The following is a 16,398-nucleotide window of genomic DNA, read 5'->3' on the forward strand; positions in this document are numbered from 1 at the left end:
GAATAAGTAGCGTGTTATCATTTTATTTTGAAACTTCCTATATAATTACGCTTCTGTTTCTGATTCTTCGTTTTCCGCTTGTTCCAACCTTTGCTGCTCCGCAATTTCAGCTGAAATCATCCCATAATAAATTTCTGGATACAATCCAAATATTTGATATACACTTCCTAAAAACGGCATCGGAATCCCTCTTTTCTAAAGTTGTATTGCCACTTTTAAGGATTCCCTTTTCATTCATTATACATTCGTTTTTGGCGTTTCTTCTTCATCATGAACGCTTAATAAATTTTGCCATTTTTTATAAGGCGCACTATTTGGATCTACGTATCCTTTCGCGTACGAACGATCCCACAATTGTTTAATAAACATTTCTTTCTCTTTCTTGGCAACCATATCGGCACCTGTACCGTAATAGTTTTGGAAATATAACTCAATTTCATCAAGGAATAACCTTAATAATTCATCAGAAGTTTCTTCTAACGTGGGATCATATTTCGCTTCACGGTCATACATTAAAATCATATCTAAAATATTATGGACATGCTCTTTACGTAGCCATCTAATATCTTGAGCACCTAATACAAATGGATGCGTATATAAATGTCCACCTTGTATCATCGCCTTTTCTTGTTCTTCTTCAAATCTGGATAAGATGTTTTCATAAATGAACGGATTATGAAGTAATGCTCTGTGCAATTTATAACTTTCGCTTGAAATATTTTTCCCCATCGACTGAATTAAGAAACTACGTCCAACGCCGTTATATTGATACACGAATTGACCATCAACAGCAACTAAACTAATCCAGCGATACATATACGCGTATAGAAGAGCTCGATTACATTTATCATAATCTAACTTCGTTTGCGTTGCATTTAAGTCTGGCATGAATGCTGGTAAGTGCCAATACTTATCTAAATGCGGTGTTAAACTAGATTTTTTACTATTCAACTTGTTTACACGGCGATAGTACGACTGAAAATAATCACCTTTATCATTCATAAATCCATTTGCAATATGTCCAGACGAAAGCTTAGGAAAGTCTTGTAGTGATAAACCGTAATGTGCACGATAACAAATGACTTCAAATGGCGAGAAAGCTTCATTTACTGTATCTTTTTCTTTAAACATTTCTTGCATTAATTCCTCTTGCAGTTCTTTCTTTAAAGATGGATGTATGCCCCAATATTGTAATTCCCTATGATGAGAAACTTTCGGCACGAATGGACTTGCTAAATGGAACAAGTCTTCAATTTTTTCACGAACATATTCATCACGATCACGATTCTTATAATCCGCTTCTTTTCGTAATGCTTCAACGATGTTCAGCTCTAATTTATCGCGATAGCGTATTTGTAATTCATCATAGCAATAACTTAGTATGTGCTCACGATAAAAGTCTTCTACCTTTTTCGATTGAATCTCTTCTGTTTTTGCATCCCGGCAATATTCCCCGTATAAGCTCATATAAATTTCCGCGCATATATCTTTCGGTAATACACCTAAATTTAAATGTTGTTGCATATCTTGCCATATCTTTTCTTGCAACTTCTCTTCAGCTAATACGTATACATTCGTTGGGTTTGTTTTTCCTTCAAATTCCTTGCTTCGTTTTTGAATTTCGAACAATAAATTTTCACGTGTTTCATGTAAATTATCAAAAAACCTTTCCCAATATTGAATCATTTTATTAACTGCTTGATATAGCGATTGATAAACGAGTTCTAATAGCATTTCTTTACGGTATTCGTTTAATTTGTGTACGTACTGCGTTACAATATCTTCAAATTCCTTTTTAAATAAACGCTGCTGGTTATTAATCATTTTTCCAAACCAGCCTTGTTGCTGCGCAATTTCTACTCGGCGTACAGCTGTTACCGTTCCATCAATATTACTCACATTAAATTTCTTATCGTAGTTTTGAATTAAATTACGCTTTTGTTCATTATTTTCATGTAGTCGATTCATTTTTTCGACTAACTGCTTTCGAATTTCATACAACATAAAACGAGCTGCTACTGGATGAACAGAATCTGTTTTCTTTAAAAACCATGTATTTAGTTGATATGACTGTCCTTCAGAACCACTTGGTGAAAAACGATCTGATTCAATCATGTCATATAAAAGTGTCGTTACATGTTCATGTACGCGGCTCGGAATCGCATACGCATATAAACGAACCGCATGGTCTACCCTTGCTACTTCACCTTTCATTTGTTCCGTCATTTTTAGCTTCGCAGCTGAAATTTTACACTCATGCTGCAGACGATTTAATTCCTCGTCTTTTTGTACCGTACGCTGTACATAACTTTCTACAGCTTCTAAAAACAGTTTAGATTTCGCAACACCAACCTTGCCGCCTTCTGCTCCTTCACGCGTTTCATTGTACATTTGTCTATAGAAAATATGAGCCTGCTCTGGACGAGTAGCAAGATGTTCTAAATCTTCTAAATAACTTTTCCCGCGCTCTGGCTTTTCACGCTGCATACCACGTTTTACATCTTGGTCATATCTATGCTTCTTCTCTTGAAACAATTGATCTAAATGAAGCCACGATTCATCTAAACCTTGCACGGCCCATTTTAAAGCACAATATTTTAACACATGCTCATATGGATAAATAATCTTTGCCGTTCCGGCCCCGCAATATCGCCCTTTCCCACTTGATTCTGCTAATTGCTGAATTTGATTATCTTCCTGTGCAAAATGATTTGCAGACATCGGACTAAATAACTGTAAATAAATCGTATTTGCCATTTGCTCCATATAATCTGATAAATTATGCAAATGGTGTCCATGTAAATTTTCATAATCGTATAAGAAACAATAATTGTACGGTAAATGGTGTTGTTTAATCGTGTGATTTGTTCTCCCATCCTCATCTACTTGATCCGGTCGATACTCTAATTCAATCGTAACCCCGCCGCGTTTTGATAACTCTCCAGTAGAACCGAGCGTAATGGCATGTAATTCTTTTAACGAAGCATAGCCATTTGCTTGCACCGTTTCAAACTCTTTCGCACTAACCGTTCTCGTCTTCACTAACACGTCCGGCATTAGAAACGCACCACGTATTAAAATGTTGTGATGTTGCAGTTTTTTCCGAAGCATTTCGCGTAAATATAGTGCAATTTGTAGAAACATTCCTGAACCTGTTCCGCCCGCTAGTGATGTTACGATAATGACACGCACTCCATATTCTGTTTGATCGCTCGTAACCGGAAAAATCTTCTCGATTTCTTGCCAAAAGGACGTGAGTTTATCTTCTTTCATTGCAGCACGTAACGCTAAACGGGAAATAACGCGTAACTGTCCTGCCCCTTCTGTCAGTGGTTTATCAAGTATAGTCGGGTCCATTGGAAACCATTCTGGAATCGTTGGATCTCCTGCAATATACTCCCTAGGCGTTTTGCTCGAACTCGTTTGCGTCTTAAACTTTCGAATATGATCAAATTTACTCAATGTATTCACATCTGTATCAAATACGTGCATTGCTACTTTTTTTCGGCGCTCCTCAGGCAGCCTTTCATATATTTGATGTGTCACAGTACTACCGATTCCACCTAAACCAATTAATATCGTTGGAACTTGTAACGTCATGTGAACCACCTTCCTATTCTTGCTTGTTTGAAAAAAGGAGGGAAAAATAATACTCTCCTCTTTTCCCCATCTACTATTCACACTCGTATTTGTAAATTTCCTTACCATATCCTCTATCAATTACTAAAAGTTCATTTGGATATAGTGTCTTATGTTCCATTCCAACCTCATCCTCTGTTATAAACATCCCATCAATAATCATTCCTACTACTTGTGACTCTTTCGCTACAAATATCGATTTCGATCCTTTCTTTGCTATAAACGTAACGGATTGCACAGTCTTTCTTTCTGCTCTAAACGGAATGCCAAAATAATGTTTCCACCATTTATTTTTAAGTAATTCTGGCTCAGATTGATATAACCAATCTTTCGCTACTTCTTGATCCCATTCGTAATACAATAGTGCTTTCCGGTGAAATCTCGGACGGACAATCCATCCTAAAACGATTATTCCTACTATTAACAGTAATAAAGTGATAGGAATAACAAACTTAAAAATAAGCGCATACTTTTCATAAAACGGTGCATTTTGAATATGGAGTGTTATTTTTTTCTTTACTTCTTGTAATTTTGAATCCTGCACTACGATGGTAGCTTCTACGGTGCCGGTATCTGTAAAATTGAACGTGTCGGAGTAATGAGGGCGAGGATAAATATAAATTTGATTACCATGCTGTTTTATTTCATAGTTGATTGATTGTTTAGATGTGACACCAGTAGATTTTAATAGTTTTTTTACAGCCTCTTCTGTCATCGGCTTATCATCTAACTGTGGTTGTATAATAAATGGTTTACTATTCTCTAAATTTGTTACTTTTTCTTCATAATCTTTCGTGACAGTTTGAAGTGATAATTTAGGCTTTTTCGTTGTTTCGATTTTAAATTCTTTCGTCTGTCTGTAAAACCCCTTTATGTTCATATGAACTTTCCCGCGTACTAATCCTTTAGTAAGCTTCGTTTCGTAATAAAATACATGTCTTTTATCGTCCCACTTCATCGCATGTTGCTTCCCGTCTATTTCTACTTCTGCCTGAAAGTAAGAAGACTGAACTGGCAACTCAGTAGGTTTTGCTTCAATAACAGCTGTCACATCTTCATACATTTCCTCAACATTTTTTCTATCCTTATCCTCTTTGTCATAAGTAGAAACAGTATAATTAAGTGCCGGTTCGACTAGTACTTGTAATCCTTCTTTCTCAATATCTCGGTCCACTTCTATCGTATACGTTCCTGGTTTAATAACTTCCTTATTTTCCGTACTTATATGAACTATATTTCCGAACAATTTCGCTTCGCCTGGTGCATGTATGGAAAAAGAAGATTGTAATTGTAATGGTTTAGAAATTTGTGTGACCTGATAATTAGACAAAGAAGGCGATTGTCGCACAAGCGTCATACGCTTTAATGGAAATGGTGTTGTAATCTCTACTTTCTTTCCTACCACTTTCGTTTTTACAATCGATTCCACAGAGGAGAACGGATCACGATTTGCAACTAATGCCGCCACTTGATTGACGCTTTTTACAATACCATCCTCTCCACTAGATGGCATCGTAACTCCATTTATCTCTTTCTTCCATATTTCTTTAAACGTATTTAGTTGTGCCTTTTCTTGCTGTCCTAAATCCTCTTCCATCGTAATTAAAATTGGATGTAACGATATCTTTTTTGCATCCATTTCTTTCTTAAACTGTGCTAACTTCTGTGTAATTTGTTCTTTTCCGCCAATCTTATCTTTCTCTAAATCATTAAATGCCCCGTCAGTTAAGACAATAAGCCAAAATTCACGTTTCCCATCTATATCTGCTTCCTTTTTTATAGATTGCATCGCCGTTTCTACTGCGCTAAACGGAGTATTTAAATACGTTTTCCACGCTCCAATTCCCTCAATTTCCGTTTGTCTCTTATCCTTCGCTAACGAAATGTTTAATGGATCATTCGGCTTGCTCATTGGAACGTAAGAAAATGTATCTTTTTCATCTAATAGCGCAACTAAACTTTGCAAAGCATAATTGGCATATTTCCAGCGATCGTTATTTCTCATGCTGCCCGAATCATCATATACAAGTGAAACGACCCTTTCCTTTGCCTCCTCTCCTTTTGCAAAAGTCCAAAAAGGATGTAACCATATACATAGAAACAACATGAATGTGGCACAAATTCGAATTTTCATGATGAGGCTTCGCCACCTTTGTAGACAAATTCCTATGTTTAAATTTATGAGAGGATACAAGATATATGACTTGTATTTTAGGACAACTAGCGCAGCATAACTTTATTATGTAAACAGTTATAAAAACTGAATATGATTCCTTCTAGCGTTTTCTATCCGATCATATAAGTAAAAAAGCCTGTTTAAGCTCTACACTTAAAACAGACTTTTCCTACTTTTTATTTTAAAAACACATAACAAAAAGTTTGATTTATTGCTTCACATACACTTCAACAATCGGATTATCTTTATGATCCGCATGCAAGCGTATATTCTCCTCACTTGTACTATATATGCTAGCTAATAACATAATTGTTAACACGTTAGGAGTTTTTGCATCACTCCCGTATTTTCTTTCCAGCGCTTCCTTATATTCAAAATCCAAGTCCCCTTGCACATATGTATACACTTCAAAACCATCTTCTAAATTGCAAACTACTGTATCAATAATATCTGCCCCTACTTGCTTTTTCATTTCCTCTCGCAATGCTTCAATAAATTCTTCCCACGGTACTTCGTATGTCTGAAACTGATCTGTAGATTTCATGCCTTTTCCTCCTTATATATCCTCTTCCTATATTTCCCCTTTCCTATAACAATTATGATAGTTAGGGCATTCGTACAAGCCGCACTTGTCCCCCTTACATATCGTATTACTGTAATGGGGAAGGAGGAATGAATATGCATAGACAAAAATGTTATGATACGTGCCGACGTTACTTCGGAAAAGTTGTTCGGATTGAAGACCGTGATGGCCGTATACATTTAGGTAAAATAATCGATGTGACACAAAGCTCTGTATGGATTGAACCGGTGCAACAGCGCTCATCTTTTGATTCAGGATTCGGATACTATGACGCTTATGCAAATGGTGGTTGCGACCTTTGCGGCGGCCTTAGCAGATGTGATAGTTGCGGATTTGGTTGTGGTGGTGGATTCAGCGGCTGTGGATGTGGCGGTCGTGGTTGCAATAATTGTGGTTGCGGCGGCTGGGGCGGTGGCGGTTGTGGCTGGGGTGTTGAACTCGGATTTGGTTTCATCTTCGGAATTACATTAGCTGCATTATTTTTCATTTAACATAGTAAAGAGTTGACTACCTTTAGCCAACTCTTTTCCTTTATTTTTCACATATAAAAATACGATGACCTAAAATATGTTGGTACATAAGCCTTATATTTTCATGCTGCACCCATGCCTCATATAACTCATTCGGAATAAATTGTGATACATTCCATTCCGGCTCTTCTATATAGCTAGAGATTGTTTCTGCAATTGTACCACCGCCAGCAATAGTAACCCGCCGAAAATTTGCTTTCTGAAATAATTGTACCCACTCGCTCTCAGTTAATAGTTCTTTCATCCCGTATAATTGAGCGATTTTTTCTTCCTCTCCCTTATCAATGTGCCTATCAATAATCATTTCAATGACAACAAGCTTACCGTCTTTCTGTAATACACGATAGCACTCTGAAATAACCTTTTCTTTTTCTGTAAAAGCGAGTATCGATTCTCCGAGTACGAACACAAATGAGTCATGTAAACAAGGTAATTGCTCTACATTCCCTTCAATTAATTGAATGTCTAGTCCTTCAAACGACCATCTATCTTTCGCCTTTTGAATCATAATTTCATTCTTTTCCACCGCTGTTACTTTATAACCACACTCTTTTGTCATATACGCTGCTGTTTTCCCCGTACCGCAGCCGAGTTCAAGGACATTTGCTCCATATCTAAAAGGCAATTGTGCTAACAGTTGTTTTGTTAACGTAAAACCACCAGGATGAGCACTCCCTATTCCATAATAAGCTAGGAAATCAATGTATGTGTTTCGTTTCATAAAATTCTCCTTTAAATTTTCTATAATACATATATTCACCCATCCATAATTAGTGCACATAAAAAAGCATTCCCAAGTGCGATACCGCAACTTGAAAATGCTCTTCTCTTTTTTATTTCTCTTCAATATACGCCCATTTAAAGCTATATTCCGGACTAATATTATGTTTCACAATTCCCTTTACATTCGGTTTCATAACATATGATTTAGCACTTTGATATAAAGGTACGAGCGCTACATCTTCCTCAAGTAATAATTTCTCTGCCTTACCTAACTCTGTCCAACGTTTTTTTGCATCAGCCATCCATTCTGTCTTACTTTTAGTAATAATGTCATCATATTTTGAATTTGAGTAGCTCATCTGGTTTTGCGAATTTTTTGTTTCAAACATATCAAGATATGTCATTGGATCCGCATAATCTGGATTCCAGCCACCATATGAAAAATCATAATCTTGGTCTGATTCTAATTTTAGTTTTTGTTTAAATGGTTGCAACTTAATATTTACTGTCACGCCTTTCAAATTCTTTTCAACTTGATCTTTTACATACTCCCCAACTTTTTTCGCATTACCAGTATCATAATTTAACAGTTCAATTGTTACTTGATCTTTTCCAAGTTCTTTTTTCGCTTCTTCCCATGCTGCTGCTGCCTTTTTAGAATCTTGTTTTAAACCATTCTTGAACGTTTCTGCGAAATCTTTACCGTCTGGTCCACTTGCTAAACCTTTTGGTACTAAGTAATCGACTGGTTTTGAACCATCATTTAAAATGACATTCGTTAAAGCTTTCTTATCAATTGATAATGCGATTGCTTCACGTAATTTTTTACTCTTTAGAGGTGTATCTTGCCCACCACGTTTTTGATTTAGACGTAAGTAAAACGTACTTGTTTCCGAATAGGCCCCAAACTCTTCTTTATTGTTTCTATACTTATCCACGAATTCACCTGATAATAGTGCGAAATCAATTGCACCTGTATCAAATAAGTTTACTCTTGTAGCTACTTCTTTTACTACACTATAGTTGATTTCATCTAGTTTTACAGTCTTTTTATCCCAATATTGATCATTTTTCTTTAATTTCCAGCCTTGCTCATGTTTCCAGTCTGTAAGCACAAATGGACCATTATACAGTGTTGTATCAGACTCTAAACCGAATTTATTTCCTTTTTCTTTTACGAACTTTTCATTTAATGGATAGTATGACGCAAATGCCATTAAGTTCAAGAAATATGGTACAGGTCTTTCTAGTTCTACTTCAAGCGTATAATCATCTACCGCTTTTACACCTAATGTCGAAACTTCTCCTTTTCCTTGATTAATCGCTTCTGCATTTTTAAGATAGTAAGCAATAAATGCATACTCAGCAGCTGTTTTTGGATCTACTAGACGTTGCCATGCAAATACGAAATCTTTCGCTGTTACAGGATCACCATTTGACCATTTTGCATCTTTCCGTAATTTAAATGTATATTTTTTGCCATCCTCGCTTTTTGTGCTAGATTCCGCTACAGCTGGGATTGGCTTATTATCTTTATCTAATCGATATAAACCTTCCATTGTATTCCCTAAAATTTGTGAGCCAAGTGTATCTGTATTTTTTGAAGTATCCATCGTCGGAATTTCATTCGTTTCTGTACGATTTAGCACTTGCTTTGCCGCATATTTAATATCAGATTTCTTCTCTTCTCCACCATTATTAGACGTTGTAGTCGGTTTCTTCTCCCCACCAGAAGATCCAGAACACGCTGTTAACGCCATACTCATCACTAAAACTGGTGCTACAACCGCCGTAAACTTTTTCATCTTTTTCTTCATTTTTGTACCCTCCCCAATTATATGTACGAAACTAACTTTGAGAGATGTTCTATGAACTTAGTTATTAATACCTTTTCACTAATTAACATCCTGTTAATTATCCTCATTTTTGAAGTTTCACTTATTTTATTTTTATAGTAACTAAGTATTTTACTATTACTACTATACGAATTCTCCCCCATCTACTATATGTCAGTACCACTTTTCTTATTCTTCTCTATTTAATTTAATAGAAAAAGAGCGTGTTAAAGGTAATTATCTTTTAACACGCTCCTTTTTATTATTTGCCTTCCGTTACATAAGCCCACTTAAAGCTATACTCTGGACTAATGTTATGTTTCACAATTCCTTTTACATTCGGTTTCATTACATATGCTCTACCTGTTTGATATAAAGGTACCATCCCTGCATCTTCTTCAAGTAATAATTTTTCTGCTTTACCTAACGTTTCCCAACGTTTCTTCGCATCAGACATTAACTCATTACCTGCTTTTTTCACCATTTCATCATATTTCGGATTCGAATAACTCATTTGGTTATATGGGCTCTTCGATTCGAACATATCAATAAATGTCATTGGATCCGAATAATCTGGGCTCCAACCAGCAAATGAAATTTCATAATCTTGTGCTGATTCTAATTTTAGTTTTTGTTTGAACGGCTGAATTTTCGTATTAACCGTTACACCTTTTAAATTTTTCTCAATTTGATCTTTAAAGTAGTCAGCAATTTTTTTCGCTGTTCCATCATCATAGCTTAGTAATTCAATTGTCACTTGATCTTTTCCAAGTTCTTTTTTCGCTGCTTCCCAAGCTGCTGCTCCTTTTTTCGGATCATATTTCAAACCATTTTTAAATGTATCTTGGTAATCTTTACCGTCTGGTCCTGTCGCAAGCCCTTTTGGTACTAATTGATCTGTTGCTTTTGAACCGTTATTTAAAATAACGTTTGCTAAACCTTTTTTATCAATTGATAATGCGATTGCTTCACGTAGTTTTTTGCTCTTTAACGGTGTATCTTGTCCGTTACGTTTTTGATTTAAACGTAAGAAGAATGTACTTGCTTCTGAATATTCACCATACTCTTCTTTATTCGATTTATATTTATCAACGAACTCCCCTGATAATAGTGTGAAATCAATTGATCCTGTATCATATAAGTTTACTTTCGTCGCAACTTCTTTTACTACACTATAGTTAATTTCTTCTAATTTCACAGTTTTATTATCCCAGTACTTATCATTTTTCTTTAGCTGCCATCCTTGTTCATGTTTCCATGAAGCCATAACGAACGGTCCGTTATACAACGTTGTATCTGCTTCTAAACCGAACTTATCTCCTTTTTCTTTTACGAACTTTTCATTTAAAGGATAGTACGATGGGAATGCCATTAAATTCAAGAAATATGGCACTGGTTTTTCTAATTCTACTTCTAGCGTATAATCATCTACCGCTTTTGCCCCTAAATCTGTTAGTGGCTTTTCACCTTTATTAATCGCCTCTGCGTTTTTAATATAGTAAGCGATAAACGCATATTCTGCCGCTGTATTTTTATCAAGTAAGCGTTGCCATGCGTATACGAAATCTTTCGCTGTTACAGGCTCACCGTTTGACCATTTTGCATCTTTACGTAGTTTAAATGTATATTTTTTGCCATCCTCGCTTTTCGTACTAGATTCTGCTGCAGCTGGGATTGGCTTATTATCTTTATCTAATCGATATAAACCTTCCATTGTGTTCCCTAAAATTTGAGAACCTAATGTATCAGTAGATTTCGAAACATCCATCGTCGGAATCTCTTGATTCTCTGTACGATTTAACACTTGTTTCGCTGCGTATTTAATTTCAGATTTTTTCTCTTCCCCACCACCGCTAGACGTCGTAGTTGATTTCTTCTCCCCACCAGATCCAGAACAAGCTGTCAACGCCATACTCATCGCTAAAACTGGCGCTACAACCGCCGTGAACTTTTTCATCTTTTTCTTCATTTTTGTACCCTCCCCAATTATATGTACGAAACTATTTTTGAGAGATTTTCTAATAACTAGTTATCAGAAAATTCTTATTAATTAATATTCTACTAATTTTTCCGGTTTTGTAAAGTTATTTTTAAAATATTCTAAAAATTATTTTTTTGTAATAGTAACGAGTATTCTTTACAATTATCACGATACAAGTTCTTTCCTACATCTATCTATTTATTCGCATGTATTCTCATAATAAAAGAGCATTCCAAAAGTAAATAGTCTACTTTTAGAATGCTCTATCATTTTATCTTTCTATTGTGGACAATGAGATTCTCACTACAAAATAAGCTAAGAAACCTATATACATCCACTTAAATATAGCCTCACTACTTAAAAATTATTTTCCATCTTTTTCAGTCATGTACGCCCACTTGAAGCTATACTCTGGGCTAATGTTATGGTGAACGATGCCTTTTGCGTTTGGTTTTTGAACGTATGCATCACCACGTTGGTATAAAGGTACAAGCGCTACATCTTGCTCAAGAAGTAATTTCTCAGCTTTTCCTAGCTCTTCCCAACGTTTCTTCGCGTCACCCATTAATTCTCCGCCAGCTTTTTTGATCATATCATCATACTTCGGATCAGCGAAGCTCATTTGGTTATGAGAATGATTAGACTGGAACATATCTAAGAATGTCATTGGGTCAGCGTAGTCAGGTCCCCAACCAGCATATGATAAATCATAATCTTGCTCTGTTTCTAATTTCAGTTTTTGTTTGAATGGTTGAAGTTTAATATTAACAGTTACACCTTTTAAGTTTTTCTCAATTTGATCTTTTACATATTCCCCAACTTTTTTCGCATTACCAGTGTCATAGTTTAATAGCTCAATTGTAACTTGGTCTTTTCCAAGCTCTTTTTTCGCTTCATCCCATGCAGCTGCTGCTTTTTTCGCATCTGGTTTAATACCATTTTTAAATGTTTCTTGGAAGTCTTTACCGTCTGGTCCAGTTGCTAATCCTTTCGGTACTAAGAAGTCCGCAGGTTTAGATCCATCATTTAGAATAACGTTTGATAGATTTTTCTTATCGATTGAAAGTGCGATAGCTTCACGTAATTTCTGGCTCTTTAACGGTGTATCTTGCCCGCCACGTTTTTGGTTCATACGTAAGAAGTAAGTACTTACTTGTGAGTATGTGCCAAACTCTTCTTTATTGTTTCTATACTTATCAACGAATTCACCCGATAGAAGTGCAAAATCAATTGCATTTGTATCATATAAGTTTACTCTTGTCGCTACTTCTTTTACTACACTATAGTTAATTTCGTCTAGTTTTACAGTCTTTTTATCCCAATATTGATCGTTTTTCTTTAGTTTCCAGCCTTGCTCATGCTTCCAATCAGTAAGAACGAACGGTCCGTTATATACTGTCGTATCAGACTCTAAACCGAATTTATCCCCTTTTTCTGTTACAAATTTCTCATTTAACGGATAGTACGATGGGAATGCTACTAAGTTTAAGAAGTATGGTACTGCTTGTTCTAATTCAACTTCTAAAGTAAGGTCGTCTACTGCCTTTACTCCTAGTTCCGTTACAGGTTTTTCACCTTTATTAACAGCTTCTGCATTTTTAATTGGGAATGCGATAAATGCATACTCAGCAGCTGTTTTTGGATCTAATAGACGTTGCCAAGCATATACGAAATCTTTCGCTGTTACAGGATCACCATTTGACCATTTTGCATCTTTACGTAATTTGAATGTATATTTTTTACCATCCTCACTCTTCGTGCTTGATTCTGCCGCAGCTGGGATTGGTTTGTTATCTTTATCTAATCGATATAAACCTTCCATCGTGTTCCCTAAAATTTGAGAACCTAATGTATCTGTATTTTTAGAAGTATCCATTGTTGGAATCTCATTTGTTTCAGTACGATTTAGTACTTGTTTCGCTGCTAATTTTTCTTCTGATTTGCTATCTCCGCCTGAGCTAGAATTTGTGCTTGTCTTCTTATCTCCACCTGATGTAGAACATGCTGTTAATGCCATACTCATTGCTAAAACTGGTGCTACAACTGCTGTTAGTTTTTTCATTTTTTTCTTTTTCACTTTCTGTACCCTCCCTAATTCTAAACGCTCTCATTTAAGAATTTTCTGATAATTCTGTTTTTCTTTATATATTTATCAGAAGATTCTTATTAACTATTATTCTACTAATTTTTTGAGTTTTGTAAAGTGTTATTATTGAAAATTTTTAAAAAATTATTTTATTACAGTAATATTCATAAAAATTCCATAATCTTTCGAAACACTATATCTTATTGAATCTTATGTATTGATTTAATAGTCTTTATATCCTTCCACTATAAAACGCCTGTAAAGTATTGTTAATAAATAATGTATATCATAACAAACCTCTTTTCTACAAAAATAAAAAAGTCAGCAAAGCTGACTTTTTACCCGGCCATTTTTTCTCTTTTCATTTCCTCTACTACTTTCATATACTTCTCGTTATCAAATTCATTTTCACTTTTTGCAACTACTACAGTCGCAATACCGTTACCAATTAAATTAACGATAGCACGTGCTTCTGACATGAAACGATCTACACCAAGTAATAGTGCTAACCCTTCTAACGGAATAACATTCATCACAGATAAAGTAGACGCTAGTACAATAAAGCCTCCACCTGTTACTGCGGCTGCTCCTTTAGATGTAACTAACAAAATAGCTATTATCGTTAATTGTTGACCTAGTGAAAGATCGACGTGAAAGACTTGCGCTAAAAATATAGTGGCCATCGATAAATAAATTGTTGTTCCATCTAAATTAAAAGAGTACCCCGTCGGAATGACTAAACCTACTACCGGCTTCGAACATCCGAAGTCTTCCATCTTTGTCATCATTCGCGGTAATACTGATTCTGATGATGATGTCCCAAGAACAATAAGTAATTCTTCTTTAATATGCGCTAAATATTTCCACAAACTAAATTTATAAAATTTACAAATGAAATTTAAAACAATAAAAACAAATAATGCCATTGTTGCATATACACAAATCATTAATTTACCAAGTGGAATAAGTGTACTTAAACCATATTTTCCAATTGTAAATGCCATTCCACCGAATGCTCCAACCGGTGCTAATTTCATTACAATTGATAAAATGTTAAAAAATACTTTCGATAATCTTTCAAAAAAGTCGATTACCGGCTGTCCATTTTTCCCTAACATCGTTAACCCTGCGCCAAATAAAATAGAGAAAAATAACACTTGTAAAATATCACCTTTTGCAAATGCTTCAAACATGTTAGACGGCACAATATGTAAAAAGAAATCCATCCATTTCATTTCTTGCCCGCTTTGTACATATTGTGAAACATCTCCGCCCTTTAGTTTTGAAGGGTCTAATCCGTCTCCTGGACGCACAACATTCGCTACAATGATACCAATTATTAAAGCCGCTGTTGTAACAATTTCAAAATATAATAGTGCCTTTCCACCAACACGACCTACCTTTTTCATACTTCCCATACTTGCAATACCAAGCACAATTGTTAAAAAGATAATTGGTGCAATAACCATTTTAATCATATTGATGAACGTTTCACCAATTGGCTTCATCTCTTGTCCAACACTCGGCCAAATTGCTCCTACTGCAATACCACAAATAATGGCCACAATAACTTGGAATGTTAAATTTTTTACAATTCTCATTTTTAATACTCCCCTGTTTCTTTCATTTCTCCCATACTATTTCAATAATTGCTAATGATATATTCTATGTAATAGCCCCCCTGTTATGTAACTTAAACTATAACTTTATGTTACACTATTATGTTTATTTTGAAAATAGTATATAACATTTCTATATAAACGACATACTATTTAACGTAATAAAAAAGCAGACATTACATCTGCTTTAATTCTCCTCAATCTGCTTTTCACTTAATCCTAAATGTGTTCTAAGCATATTACTCAAACTCTGCAAATCTTTTTTATTAGGATTATAATAATATACACGTTGCCCATTTGGACCATTAGGTAAATATAAATCATCACCAGCTAATTGTATTTTTTCAACTGAACTATTTAAACCGTATTTATAAAAAGATAAAATATCATCCATTGCTAAATTTGTTTTAAAATCACCATCAACCGCCTCAACTATTTTTTCTAGCTTCGTAATCGATCCTACACTTTTTAATTTACTTAAAATCGCTTCCATAACAAGTTGTTGGCGCTGTCCTCTCATTGCATCACTATCAATATGACGCGTTCTTGCTAAGGCAAGTGCCTCTTCCCCTGTTAATTTTTGTAGTCCTTTTTTCAAATGGATCGCGTCAGGTTCATCTTTACTATTTTGCTCCGTAAATTCAACTGGGACATCTACTTCAATCCCATCTAATCCATCAACAATTTTAGTAAATGAATTAAAATTAAACTTTACAAAATAATCAACAGGCACTTGTAATAACTTTTCTACCGCTTCCACTGAAGCTTGCGGCCCTCCATCTTTACCATTTTTAACGAAACCACTTCCATATGCATGCGTTATTTTATCTTTTTTCTTTTCAACCGGAACATATGTGTATGTATCACGTGGTATACTCGTTAATTTCACAGTCTTATCATCTTTATTAAAAGTAGCTAACAGTAGTGCATCTGTATGAAATGCACCATTATACTCCTTTTGTCGTTCTTGATTTTCATCAATTCCCATAATTAAAAGTGAAACATTATTCGTAATCGGTTTTACAGTTTCCTCACGTAAATTTGATTTTTCACCACGTACTAAATTAACATTTGATTTTTGTACGAGATTAGAAGTTTTCTTATATACGTAAGTACCATATCCAAATCCGCAAAATAGTAATATTGCTAACAATACACTTATTATCGTTGTCTTTTTATATTTTCGTTTATTTTTCTGTTCTCTTGAAGAAGAATGATTCTCCATA

Annotated in this window: 11 protein-coding genes; 1 reads left to right on the top strand and 10 read right to left on the bottom strand. The window is 35.0% G+C overall.

Translation table 11 applies throughout. The features are described 5' to 3' along the window. Nucleotides 1-45: 45 nt before the first annotated feature. The 4 genes from MR147_RS12230 to MR147_RS12245 all read right to left on the bottom strand — a co-directional run bounded on the left by MR147_RS12230 (nt 46) and on the right by MR147_RS12245 (nt 6,359). Nucleotides 46-180 carry a phosphonate ABC transporter permease gene (locus MR147_RS12230; protein WP_074609113.1) on the bottom strand — a complete coding sequence of 45 codons (135 nt, stop codon included), beginning with the start codon at nt 178-180 and terminating at the stop codon, nt 46-48. 57 nt (nt 181-237) lie between these two features. Continuing rightward, nucleotides 238-3,600, bottom strand: coding sequence for a tubulin-like doman-containing protein (locus tag MR147_RS12235; protein ID WP_074609111.1), 3,363 nt, complete (start codon nt 3,598-3,600; stop codon nt 238-240). A 73-nt stretch (nt 3,601-3,673) separates the two neighbouring features. Beyond that, nucleotides 3,674-5,773, bottom strand: a complete 2,100-nt coding sequence (locus tag MR147_RS12240) for a vWA domain-containing protein (RefSeq protein WP_074609109.1) — start codon at nt 5,771-5,773, stop codon at nt 3,674-3,676. A gap of 250 nt (nt 5,774-6,023) precedes the next feature. Then, nucleotides 6,024-6,359: a hypothetical protein gene (locus tag MR147_RS12245; protein WP_000842904.1), complete on the bottom strand. Its 336-nt coding sequence runs from the start codon at nt 6,357-6,359 to the stop codon at nt 6,024-6,026. Between the two features lie 134 nt (nt 6,360-6,493). Here MR147_RS12245 and MR147_RS12250 point away from each other — a divergent pair, with 134 nt between their 5' ends. Next, on the top strand, nt 6,494-6,889 hold the full coding sequence (locus MR147_RS12250; RefSeq protein WP_074609107.1) for a hypothetical protein: 396 nt from the start codon (nt 6,494-6,496) through the stop codon (nt 6,887-6,889). Between the two features lie 40 nt (nt 6,890-6,929). On the opposite strand, the gene MR147_RS12255 is transcribed toward MR147_RS12250, so the two are convergent. The 6 genes from MR147_RS12255 to MR147_RS12280 form a co-directional block, all read right to left on the bottom strand. Then, complete coding sequence (locus MR147_RS12255; protein WP_074609105.1) at nt 6,930-7,649, bottom strand: class I SAM-dependent methyltransferase; 720 nt, start codon at nt 7,647-7,649, stop codon at nt 6,930-6,932. A gap of 112 nt (nt 7,650-7,761) precedes the next feature. Beyond that, on the bottom strand, nt 7,762-9,468 hold the full coding sequence (locus MR147_RS12260) for a peptide ABC transporter substrate-binding protein (RefSeq protein ID WP_074609103.1): 1,707 nt from the start codon (nt 9,466-9,468) through the stop codon (nt 7,762-7,764). Between the two features lie 280 nt (nt 9,469-9,748). Beyond that, the gene (locus MR147_RS12265; RefSeq protein ID WP_074609101.1) at nt 9,749-11,455 is read right to left on the bottom strand and encodes a peptide ABC transporter substrate-binding protein; all 1,707 of its coding nucleotides are present in this window, start codon (nt 11,453-11,455) and stop codon (nt 9,749-9,751) included. 376 nt (nt 11,456-11,831) lie between these two features. After that, entirely contained in the window at nt 11,832-13,544 is a 1,713-nt protein-coding gene (locus MR147_RS12270; protein ID WP_139302844.1) for a peptide ABC transporter substrate-binding protein, read from the bottom strand. A gap of 347 nt (nt 13,545-13,891) precedes the next feature. After that, nucleotides 13,892-15,154, bottom strand: coding sequence for a dicarboxylate/amino acid:cation symporter (locus tag MR147_RS12275; protein ID WP_074609099.1), 1,263 nt, complete (start codon nt 15,152-15,154; stop codon nt 13,892-13,894). A gap of 205 nt (nt 15,155-15,359) precedes the next feature. Then, on the bottom strand, nt 15,360-16,397 hold the full coding sequence (locus MR147_RS12280) for an LCP family protein (protein WP_074609097.1): 1,038 nt from the start codon (nt 16,395-16,397) through the stop codon (nt 15,360-15,362). Nucleotide 16,398: the final 1 nt, after the last annotated feature.

Origin of the sequence: Bacillus cereus group sp. BfR-BA-01350 (assembly GCF_022663775.1) — a bacterium.
Classification (GTDB): domain Bacteria; phylum Bacillota; class Bacilli; order Bacillales; family Bacillaceae_G; genus Bacillus_A; species Bacillus_A paranthracis.

What these genes read in the sequence shown, in the direction of transcription:
- MR147_RS12260 (WP_074609103.1), bottom strand. Translation starts at nt 9,468, where the DNA reads ATGAAGAAAAAGATGAAAAAGTTTACGGCGGTTGTAGCACCAGTTTTA.
- MR147_RS12255 (WP_074609105.1), bottom strand. Translation starts at nt 7,649, where the DNA reads ATGAAACGAAACACATACATTGATTTCCTAGCTTATTATGGAATAGGG.
- MR147_RS12265 (WP_074609101.1), bottom strand. Translation starts at nt 11,455, where the DNA reads ATGAAGAAAAAGATGAAAAAGTTCACGGCGGTTGTAGCGCCAGTTTTA.
- MR147_RS12250 (WP_074609107.1), top strand. Translation starts at nt 6,494, where the DNA reads ATGCATAGACAAAAATGTTATGATACGTGCCGACGTTACTTCGGAAAA.
- MR147_RS12235 (WP_074609111.1), bottom strand. Translation starts at nt 3,600, where the DNA reads ATGACGTTACAAGTTCCAACGATATTAATTGGTTTAGGTGGAATCGGT.
- MR147_RS12240 (WP_074609109.1), bottom strand. Translation starts at nt 5,773, where the DNA reads ATGAAAATTCGAATTTGTGCCACATTCATGTTGTTTCTATGTATATGG.
- MR147_RS12275 (WP_074609099.1), bottom strand. Translation starts at nt 15,154, where the DNA reads ATGAGAATTGTAAAAAATTTAACATTCCAAGTTATTGTGGCCATTATT.
- MR147_RS12230 (WP_074609113.1), bottom strand. Translation starts at nt 180, where the DNA reads ATGCCGTTTTTAGGAAGTGTATATCAAATATTTGGATTGTATCCAGAA.
- MR147_RS12245 (WP_000842904.1), bottom strand. Translation starts at nt 6,359, where the DNA reads ATGAAATCTACAGATCAGTTTCAGACATACGAAGTACCGTGGGAAGAA.
- MR147_RS12280 (WP_074609097.1), bottom strand. Translation starts at nt 16,397, where the DNA reads ATGGAGAATCATTCTTCTTCAAGAGAACAGAAAAATAAACGAAAATAT.